Consider the following 7,202-nt stretch of genomic DNA (forward strand, 5'->3'; position numbering starts at 1 on the left):
ATGATCCGCACCTCCGGCATGAGCGATATAAGGGGTTTCCTTGCTGCGACCTTATTCATGGCGCAGTTCTTTTACCTCTGGGTGACGATCGAGCCTTTTCCTGCGGAAACGGCTTCGGCGGCGGCTGAAGGCGGCTCAAGCCTGTTTAATCAGGTCGTTTCCTTGCTGCTCTTTGCCAGTGCTATTTGTTATGTTGCCCTCAGCCCGTTAAAGAAGCTGGTATTGCAACCCAGACCTTTAATCGTGTTGCTGGTCGTGTGTATTTTGCTCGCGGCGCTTTTCTCTGCAGAGCGGGTTGAATCCTTAAAACAGCTTATTCTTTCCTGCATCATTATGCTCAATGCCTCGGTATTCCTGCTATTGCCGCGTTCTGAAGAGCAATTCGCCAAAATGATTATGGCAGGGCTGTTTGTTATGCTGGGGCTTGCCTATTTCGGTGTGATGTTCAAGCCGTTAGTGGCTATACATCAGTTCAGTTCCGAATTGGGCGACGAGCAGTTAGGGAACTGGCGCGGCCATTTTGCCCATAAGAATGTTGCCTCTGCAGCCATGCTGGTCAGTGGGTTCTTCGGGCTATACCTTAAAGATAAAGGCTATCACCTTGCGGGCTGGCTGATCCTTGTTTTGTCGGTGTTTTTTTTGATGCATACCGGCGGTAAGACATCGACAGCTATGTTTCCGATGATCCTGCTGATTGCCTATGTTTTCGAGAAAATTAAGTGGCTGCGCGTGCCGATTGCTGTCGGCGGTGTGTTAACGATTAATTTTTTAACGGTCGGCGCTGCACTGATACCGTCTGTCTATGAGTTTATTACCTCGCTCGGCATTGATGCCAGTTTCACCAACCGTTCGGATATCTGGCGGCTGGCTGTAGGGGCAATGGCTGATAGGCCATTGATCGGGCACGGGCTTCATGGTTATTGGTTGACGGACGCTTTGGTCAATAATGATACAGTGGAAAACTGGTCTCCGCGTGCTTTTAACGGTCACAATGCATGGGTCGATGCGTTAATTAATCTCGGTGTCGTAGGTTTTTTGCTTGTCTTTATTTGGATTTTAGTGCTGCCATTACTTTACATCAGGCGGATTTCACAGCAAAACCTCTATACGCCTGTTGTACGGCTTTATGTACGTATCTGGCTTTACGGTTTGTTTGGGGGCGCGCTTGAAAGTGTATTCTTTGAAACCGGCAGTTTATTATGGTTCAGCGTTATGATGGCTCTGTTCGGCTTGCGTTTGCAGGCATTGGCAGTGCCGGTTCCTTATGACGATGCGCCCCCGCTTGCGTTCGCATCAGGCAGTATCGGAGTGACACGGTGAAGCACAAAATTAAATACTGGGTCGCTCGTTTACAGGCGCGCCTGATGTCTCGCCTCGCTCCTAAAACACTTCATGTGCCAACGGATCATGCGGTGATCACGTTCACTTTCGACGATGTGCCCGACAGTACTTTGTATTATGGCGCGGCCATATTGGAAAAATACGGATTGCGCGGAACATTTTATGTGGCCGGAGGGCTTGCCGGTACATCAGAAACCAGCCGTAAGCTGATTACAGAAAGCGGAATTCGTGAACTGGCGGAGCGCGGGCATGAAATCGGGTGCCATACATTTTCACATGCGAATGTTGCTACCCTCAAGGATACGCAGTTGCAAAGTGAGATTGACCGAAACCGGTCTTTTCTGAGCCGGATTCTGGGAGATCGCAAAGGCGGACATGGTCCGAAGTTTAATTTTGCCTATCCTTATAATGCGGTGTCCTATTTTGCTTATCGGCGGTTGGCGCGCAATTACCGTACTTGCCGCGCCGGAGAGAACCGGATTAATCGCGGGGCAATAAGCCCGCAAATGTTGTATGGTATGGAGATCCGCCAGCCAGAGGCGCATTCACTGCAATTGACGCGGGAGATTGATGCGGTGAAAGCGCAGCCGGGCTGGCTGATCTTTTTTACGCATGACATTTCTGAAACACCGACATCCTATGGCTGCACACCGGCGACCTTTGAAAAACTGGTTCAATATGCGGTGCAAAGCGGATGTGAAATTTTAACGGTTGATGAAGCACTGGACGATTATGCATCTGCACATGCTGTGTGATGTGTAAATCCTGTCCGGATTTATAAAGCTTTAGAGCGTCAGACGCCCCATTGGGTGCACAAAACTCGCTTTGACACTTTAAAATGAGAGTATAATTTCTGTTTCAAGTTTAGGAAATTATGCTCTCGGGCCTGCTTGAGGGAACGCATGACCTTAGATGAGAAGCAGATGCGTCTGCTGGCGATTAATAATTATTTTTACCGGCGTGGCGGGGCGGAAGCGATCTTTCTCGATCATATGACCCTGTTTGAGGATATCGGCTGGGATGCCGTGCCTTTTGCCATGCAGCATCCGGAAAATCTGCCTTCAGACTGGTCGCGCTATTTTGTGTCAGAAATTGAATATGGCCGTGAAAGCTCTGCGCTGACCAAAGTTAAGCAGGCTGCCAAGATCATTTATTCCCGCGAGGCGCAGCAAAATCTGAGCCAATTGCTGGAAGCCGCGAAGCCGGATATCGCTCATGCGCATAATGTCTACCACCATTTGTCACCGTCAATTTTTGCGACGCTGAAGCAGCATAATATTCCGGTTGTAATGACCGTGCATGATCTGAAACTGGCCTGTCCTGCTTATAAAATGCTGGTTGACGGTCATGTTTGTGAGCAGTGCAAAGGTGGCCGGATTTATAATGTGGTCGCCAATCGCTGCATTAAAGGGTCGGTTTCGCTCAGCGGACTGGTTTTTGTCGAAACTGCTGTTCACCGGATGCTCGGCCTTTACCGCAATAAAGTTGACCGCTTTGTGGTGCCGAGCCGTTTCTACCGTGAGAAGCTGATTGAATGGGGTTGGCCGCCGGAGCAGCTGGTCTATATTCCGAATTTCGTGGAAACGGATCATCTGAAGCCGGTTTATGAAGCGCAGGACTATCTGCTGTTTGCCGGTCGCCTCGCACCGGAAAAAGGTCTCAAGACGCTTATTACCGCAGCGGCAAAATCCGGTGTGAAATTGGTCATTGCCGGTACGGGCCCTGATGAGGCCGAATTGAAAGCACTGGCAGCGGAGCTCAATGCGCCGGTAATTTTCGCCGGTTATGTGACAGGTGAAAAGCTGCATCGTCTGATCGGAGAGGCGAGGGCGCTCGTTCTGCCGTCTGAATGGTATGAGAATGCGCCGGTCAGTATTCTGGAAGCCTATGCGCTTGGCACACCGGTGATCGGTGCGCGTATTGGCGGTATTCCGGAGATGATCCGCGAAGGTGAGACCGGACTGACCGCCGAGGCTGGTAATGCCGATGATCTGGCAACGCAACTGAGCCGTATGGCTGCTATGCCACTTGCGGAGCGTAACCGGATGGGACTGGTCGGGCGCGAATGGATTTTGAATGAATTCTTGGCTGAAGCCTATCGCAACCGTATGCTCGCTCTTTACGCTGATCTGGGAGTACGCGCATGAGTAAGCGTCCCAAAGTGATGATGCTCGGTCTGCGCGGTGTGCCGCAAGTGCAGGGCGGTGTGGAAAAGCATGTTGAGGAGCTTGCCCGTGTTTTCGTTGAAAAAGGCTGGGATGTCGAAGTGCTGGGGCGCAAACCCTATTTGACTCAGAAAAAGCCTTATCAGTGGGAGGGTGTGCAGGTCACGCCGCTTTGGGCGCCGCTTTCCACCAAATTTGAGGCCATTGCCCATACATTTCTTGGTGTTCTGGAGGCGGCAGTTCGTCGTCCTGACATCCTGCATATTCATGCGATCGGCCCCGCTTTGCTGACCCCTTTGTCACGTTTATTCGGGCTTAAAACCGTCGTGACCCATCATGGTTTTGATTATAACCGCGATAAATGGGGCGGACTTGCCCGCAAAATGCTGAAAACCGGCGAATGGGCAGGGATGCGTTTTGCCAGTCAGCGGATTGCCGTTTCCCGTCATATCGCTGAGGCTATGGCAGAACGCTATCAGGTTTCCGCACAATTTATTCCCAATGGTGTGACCTTACGGGAAACAGGTGGGGCAAGTACTGTGTTGCAGACATTTGCACTGGAGCAGAAGAAATATGTGGTGATGGTTGCCCGTATCGTGCCGGAAAAGAACCAGCATGATCTGATTGCTGCTTTTGCTGCCATGCAGGCTGCGGGTTTTCACACGGATAAGAAACTGGCGATTGTCGGTGCCGCCGATCACCAGTCACCTTATGTCGATCAGGTGAAAGCCCTGGCTGCCAAAACACCGGATGTCGTGCTCACCGGCATGCAACGCGGCGATGATCTGACAGAGCTTTACAGCAATGCAGCTTTGTTTGTTTTACCGTCCAGTCATGAAGGTATGCCAATCGCGATGATGGAGGCGATGGGCTACGGATTGCCGGTTCTGGCCAGTGATATTACCGCCAACCTTGAGGTCGGCTTGCCGGAGGCTGATTATTTCCCTCTGGGAGATACGCAGGCCTTAGCAAAGCAGATGGCTGAAAAACTGGATCAGCCTTTCAGTGCAGAGCAGGCGGCTGAACAGAGTGCGGAAATCGCAAAAAACTACAGCTGGTCTGGAATCGCAGATCAGACTTTGGCGGTTTATCAGCGCCTGCTTTAAGTTTTGCGCGCTGAGTGGTGCAAAAAGCAGTGCATTTCCTGCTTTGCCTTTGCACTATATTCGGATGAATTAATGCCACTTGCGCATGATATCAGGACAATAAAAAAGGCGCTGAAAAGCGCCTTTTTGTTTGCATATGGTGCCGATTAGCGAGCGCGGCGGCGCTCTGCAGTCGGCTGGAAAGCCAGCTTGGAATGATAGCTGCAATAAGGGCTGGATTCACCGGATTCATGACCGCAGAAGTGGAAATCTTCGTGCAGCGGATCACCGACCGGCCATTTGCATGTACGTTCTGTCAACTGCAGCAGGGTCAGGTGACGGGAAATCGGCACAACAACATTTTCATTGTGACGGATAATCGGTTCCGCAACGGCATCAGCCAGAACTTCTGCCTGCAGTGCTGCGGCACCGGAGGTTTTCATCACTGTGGCACGCATTGTCGGCTGCGGTGCACTTGCACTGCCGGATGACATGCTGCTGCTTGATGTTGTTGTCGGGCGTGGTGCAGCGACCGGAGCGGGGGCCGGTTTCTTGCTGCGTGGCGCGGCCGTTGTTGTTTTGCCGCGTCCGGATAGTTTAAGCCGGTGCACTTTCCCGATCACCGCATTGCGGCTGACGCCGCCCAGCTGGGCTGCGATCTGGCTTGCACTCAGACCTTCACTCCACAATTTCTTGAGAAGCTCGACGCGTTCATCTGTCCAGTTCATTGTGGCTCAGGCTCCGTTCTTTATAATCTTTATAGCGTCCGGCTATCGTTTTTGCGGGCCCGTCCAAGCAGGCACCATATGTACCGGACAGCTGGCGCTGTCGCACTAAATCTAGTCTTACTTTAATATGAAACTACCTTAAGCAAGGACTCCGTGACAAGCGCGGCGCCCGGTGCTGGAATGGTTTTCCCCAACCTTGGAGATCAGCGGGCATTTAATAGACCGGTTTTTTTTAAATACAAGGTTTTCGTGCAACACTTCGGAGTTTATTTCACGGGCACGGGGCTGAAAATTGACAATTATGGTTGTACCGGCCTGTTGTTCAGGCCGGATCCCTTATTGAAGCCTGCGTAACAAAATTGCGCAACAGCGACATTTTTGCACATTTTAAGGGGGCGGTTTTCACCCCGCAGGGCCGCGGTCTTTGATTGACATTTATATATTGGCGAACAATAGTGCATTGTCGAGCCGCCCTGAGGGCGGCTTTTTGATTTCATCCGCGCGCAACAACCGCTTCTCCGGGGGGAGTTTAGAAAAACTCACGGAGACCGGTGAAGACTGATGTTGATGCCCGCTTCAATTTAAAGGCTTTGGAGGCCTTATTGGCATGACGACTGCGACTGTGCACCCGCTTTACGACACCTATAATCGTGCAGCGTTGCGCTTTGAGCGAGGGGAGGGCGTTTGGCTGATTACCGAGGGCGGCGAACGCTATCTCGATTTCGCAGCCGGTATTGCTGTGAATTCACTCGGACACAGCCACCCGCATCTGGTAAAGACACTTCAGGATCAGGCCGCCAAATTGTGGCACCTTTCCAATGTTTATGAAGTGCCGGGTCAGGAGCGCCTTGGTCAGCGCCTCGTCGATAATACATTTGCCGATAAAGTCTTCTTCACCAATTCCGGTGCCGAAGCTCTGGAATGCGCGATTAAAACCGCACGCCGCTATCATTTCGCCAATGGTCAGCCTGAGCGTTACCGCATCGTTACCTTTGAAGGTGCTTTCCACGGCCGTACACTGGCAACCATCGCAGCCGGCGGACAGGCTAAATATCTGGAAGGTTTCGGCCCGAAGGTTGATGGTTTTGATCAGGTGCCGTTTGGTGATGAAGCAGCCCTGCGTGCTGCTATTACACCGGAAACAGCGGCTATCCTTCTTGAACCGGTACAGGGTGAGGGCGGTCTTCGCTCCTTCTCCAATGAATTCCTGCGTCTGATCCGTCAGATCTGCGACGAAAACGGCCTGCTGCTGATTTTGGATGAAGTGCAGACCGGCGTTGGCCGTACCGGCAAATTCTATGCCTATGAATGGGCAGGTATTGAGCCTGATCTGCTGGCAACTGCCAAAGGTATCGGCGGCGGTTTCCCGATGGGCGCCTGTCTGGCAACGGCTGAAGCAGCCAAGGGCATGGTCGCAGGTGTGCATGGCACCACCTATGGCGGTAACCCGCTGGCGATGGCCGTGGGTGAAGCTGTGCTGGATGTGATGCTGGCCGATGGTTTCTTTGACCATGTTAATGAAATGGCATCGCAGTTCCGTCAGGGTATGGCGTCGATCATCGACCGCTATCCGGATGTGTTCACCGAAGTGCGCGGTAAAGGCCTGATGATCGGTCTGAAATGCGCTGTACCAAATACAGATGTAATTACCGGATTGCGTGCCGAGCATATGCTGAGCGTTGGCGCCGGTGACAATGTTGTGCGTTTGTTGCCTCCGCTGACAGTAACGGCAGATGATATGCGTGAAGCTCTGAACCGGATTGAAAAGGTTGCAGCCAAGCTTTCCAAAGCTCCTGCATAACGGTGACTAATAATGGCAAATGATAAGACTTTAAGGCATTTTACCGACCTCTCTGCAGTCAGCCCGCAGGATCTGCCCCTCA

At 52.0% G+C, this 7,202-nt stretch carries 6 protein-coding genes; 5 read left to right on the forward strand and 1 reads right to left on the reverse strand.

The window, feature by feature from the left end:
- The 4 genes from A918_RS0110970 (at position 1) to A918_RS0110985 (ending at position 4,612) form a co-directional block, all read left to right on the forward strand.
- A complete protein-coding gene (locus A918_RS0110970) occupies positions 1-1,320 on the forward strand; it encodes an O-antigen ligase (protein WP_022711110.1) in 1,320 nt (439 codons plus the stop codon).
- A gap of 44 nt (positions 1,321-1,364) precedes the next feature.
- Positions 1,365-2,096 (forward strand): polysaccharide deacetylase family protein, encoded by a 732-nt coding sequence (locus tag A918_RS0110975; RefSeq protein WP_022711111.1) that lies wholly within the window; start codon positions 1,365-1,367, stop codon positions 2,094-2,096.
- 147 nt (positions 2,097-2,243) lie between these two features.
- The gene (locus A918_RS0110980) at positions 2,244-3,488 is read left to right on the forward strand and encodes a glycosyltransferase family 4 protein (RefSeq protein WP_022711112.1); all 1,245 of its coding nucleotides are present in this window, start codon (positions 2,244-2,246) and stop codon (positions 3,486-3,488) included.
- Positions 3,485-4,612, forward strand: a complete 1,128-nt coding sequence (locus tag A918_RS0110985; protein WP_022711113.1) for a glycosyltransferase family 4 protein — start codon at positions 3,485-3,487, stop codon at positions 4,610-4,612. Before A918_RS0110980 ends, A918_RS0110985 begins: the two co-directional genes overlap by 4 nt.
- A 146-nt stretch (positions 4,613-4,758) precedes the next feature.
- Here A918_RS0110985 and A918_RS0110990 read toward each other — a convergent pair whose 3' ends face one another.
- The gene (locus tag A918_RS0110990; protein WP_022711114.1) at positions 4,759-5,319 is read right to left on the reverse strand and encodes a GcrA family cell cycle regulator; all 561 of its coding nucleotides are present in this window, start codon (positions 5,317-5,319) and stop codon (positions 4,759-4,761) included.
- A gap of 607 nt (positions 5,320-5,926) precedes the next feature.
- Between A918_RS0110990 and A918_RS0111000 the strand changes: the two genes are divergently transcribed.
- Positions 5,927-7,120, forward strand: a complete 1,194-nt coding sequence (locus tag A918_RS0111000) for an aspartate aminotransferase family protein (protein ID WP_022711116.1) — start codon at positions 5,927-5,929, stop codon at positions 7,118-7,120.
- Positions 7,121-7,202 lie beyond the last annotated feature (82 nt).

The organism is Pseudochrobactrum sp. AO18b, assembly GCF_000409565.1.
GTDB lineage: Bacteria > Pseudomonadota > Alphaproteobacteria > Rhizobiales > Rhizobiaceae > Pseudochrobactrum > Pseudochrobactrum saccharolyticum.